Annotated in this window: 1 rRNA gene; it reads left to right on the top strand. The window is 50.5% G+C overall.

The annotated features are described in order from the left end of the window. Positions 1 to 263 precede the first annotated feature (263 nt). Positions 264 to 3,150: ribosomal RNA gene (locus tag CLOSYM_RS07645) — 23S ribosomal RNA — on the top strand. Positions 3,151 to 3,207 lie beyond the last annotated feature (57 nt).

Raw genomic sequence — 3,207 nt, 5'->3', positions numbered from 1 at the left:
ATGTACCTTGAAAACTGCATATTGAAATAATATCTAGATAGAGTTTCGAAACTCTTCCGAGTGGCTTGCCACAAGGGAGAAAAGAGAGACAAAATCAAGACATCCGAGGTGTTACACGAAAGTGTAACCAAAACAAACCAAAAATTTTATTGTAAACCTAAACCAAAGATTCAACGCTATGAATCTTAGACCAAAACCCGCACCCTTAAAGGTGTAAGTCCCCCTCCTGCAAAACAGTCAGGGGAATGGTGTGGAAGTCAATTGGTTAAGCTAATAAGAGCGCAGGGTGGATGCCTTGGCACTAAGAGCCGATGAAAGACGTGATAAGCTGCGAAAAGCTTCGGGGAGGAGCAAATATCCTTTGATCCGGAGATATCTGAATGGGGAAACCCACTTGAGAAGACCTCAAGTATCCATACGCCAATCCATAACGTATGGAAGGGAACCCGCTGAACTGAAACATCTAAGTAGGCGGAGGAGAAGAAAGAAACATCGATTTCCTGAGTAGCGGCGAGCGAAAGGGAAAGAGCCCAAACCAGAGTGCGTGCACTCTGGGGTTAAGGACTGCATACGTGAGCCGATTTGTTAATGGAATGGTCCTGGAAAGACCAGCCAGAGAGGGTGAAAGCCCCGTACATGAAAACAATAGGCAGCAGCAGGATCCAGAGTACCGCGAGACACGAGAAACCTTGCGGGAAGTCGGGGGGACCACCCCCCAAGGCTAAATACTCCTTAGTGACCGATAGCGCATAGTACTGTGAAGGAAAGGTGAAAAGGACCCCGGGAGGGGAGTGAAAAAGAACCTGAAACCCTGTGTTTACAAGCTGTGGAAGCACGTTAAGGTGCGACCGCGTACTTTTTGTAGAACGGTCCGGCGAGTTGCGGATGCTGGCAAGGTTAAGCACTTAAGGTGCGGAGCCGAAGAGAAATCAAGTCTTAATAGGGCGTCAAGTCAGCATGTGCAGACCCGAAACCGGGTGACCTATCCATGTCCAGGTTGAAGTTCCCGTAAAAGGGAATGGAGGACCGAACGCACATCCGTTGAAAAGGGTGGCGATGAGGTGTGGATAGGGGAGAAATTCCAATCGAACCCGGAGATAGCTGGTTCTCCTCGAAATAGCTTTAGGGCTAGCCTCGTATTAGTCTGCTGGAGGTAGAGCACTGAATTTCCTAGGGGGCGTCAAAGTCTACCGAAGAATATCAAACTCCGAATGCCAGACAGATGATGTACGGGAGTCAGACTGCACGAGATAAGTTGGGTAGTCAAAAGGGAAAGAGCCCAGACCTACAGCTAAGGTCCCAAAGTGTGTGTTAAGTGGAAAAGGATGTGGGATTTCAAAGACAACTAGGATGTTGGCTCAGAAGCAGCCACACATTCAAAGAGTGCGTAATAGCTCACTAGTCGAGAGGTCCTGCGCCGAAAATGTCCGGGGCTAAAACACAACACCGAAGCTTAGGAATCATATTCATATGATTGGTAGAGGAGCATTCTATACGGAGCGAAGCAGTACCGGCAAGGAGCTGTGGACTGTATAGAAGAGAGAATGCCGGAATGAGTAGCGAGATGGAGGTGGGAATCCTCCAGGCCGAATATCTAAGGTTTCCAGAGTAAAGCTGATCTGCTCTGGGTAAGTCGGGGCCTAAGGCGAGGCTGAAAAGCGTAGTCGATGGACAACAGGTTGAAATTCCTGTACTGCATATCATCAGAACTGTGGGGACACAGAACCGAAGTCAAACCCGGGAATGAAAAGACCGGGGCAAGCGTAGGACTGGTTAGGCTGGCAAATCCGCTTAACAACAGGAGGACGTGACGCGTAGCGAACATTAGTAGCGAAGTTGGCGTAGGGGCTGTCAAGAAAAGCCGCTATTGTGTGATATGTACCCGTACCGTAAACCGACACAGGTGGATGAGGAGAGAATCCTAAGGCCGGCGGGAGAAGCATTGTTAAGGAACTCGGCAAAATGACCCTGTAACTTCGGGATAAAGGGTGCCCACGAGAGTGGGCCGCAGAGAATAGGCTCAAGCAACTGTTTAGCAAAAACACAGGTCTATGCAAAACCGTAAGGTGAGGTATATGGGCTGACGCCTGCCCGGTGCTGGAAGGTTACGAGGAGAGGTTAGCGCAAGCGAAGCTTTGAATCTAAGCCCCAGTAAACGGCGGCCGTAACTATAACGGTCCTAAGGTAGCGAAATTCCTTGTCGGGTAAGTTCCGACCCGCACGAAAGGCGTAATGATTTGAGCGCTGTCTCAACAATGCACCCGGTGAAATTGAAATACCAGTGAAGATGCTGGTTACCTGCGCCAGGACGGAAAGACCCCATGGAGCTTTACTCCAGCTTGATACTGGGATTCGGTATTGCATGTACAGGATAGGTGGGAGGCCGTGAAGAGAGGACGCCAGTCTTCTTGGAGCCACTGTTGGGATACCACCCTTGTGATACTGGATTTCTAACCAGCCACCGTGATCCGGTGGTGGGACAATGTCAGGTGGGGAGTTTGACTGGGGCGGTCGCCTCCGAAAGGGTATCGGAGGCGCTCAAAGGTTCCCTCAGAATGGTTGGAAACCATTCAAAGAGTGCAAAGGCATAAGGGAGCTTGACTGCGAGACCGACGGGTCGAGCAGGTACGAAAGTAGGACTTAGTGATCCGGTGGTATGAAAGTGGGATTGCCATCGCTCAACGGATAAAAGCTACCCTGGGGATAACAGGCTTATCACTCCCAAGAGTTCACATCGACGGAGTGGTTTGGCACCTCGATGTCGGCTCATCGCATCCTGGGGCTGAAGTAGGTCCCAAGGGTTGGGCTGTTCGCCCATTAAAGCGGTACGCGAGCTGGGTTCAGAACGTCGTGAGACAGTTCGGTCCCTATCCGGCGCGGGCGTAGGATATTTGAGAGGAGCTGTCCTTAGTACGAGAGGACCGGGATGGACTGACCTCTGGTGTATCTGTTGGGTATCAAACCCATGGCAGAGTAGCCAAGTCGGGACGGGATAAACGCTGAAGGCATCTAAGCGTGAAGCCCCCCTCAAGATGAGATATCCCATCGCAAGAGTAAGACCCCTTGAAGACGACGAGGTAGATAGGGCAGAGGTGGAAGCATGGCAACATGTGCAGCTGACTGTTACTAATCGGTCGAGGGCTTAACCAAAAGGTTAGGTTAAGGATAGGATAGAGGAAGCGATTCCTTATGATTTAAACGGATGAA

The organism is [Clostridium] symbiosum ATCC 14940, from assembly GCF_000466485.1.
Lineage (GTDB): Bacteria > Bacillota > Clostridia > Lachnospirales > Lachnospiraceae > Otoolea > Otoolea symbiosa.
This window is presented reverse-complemented; position numbering and strand designations above follow the sequence as displayed.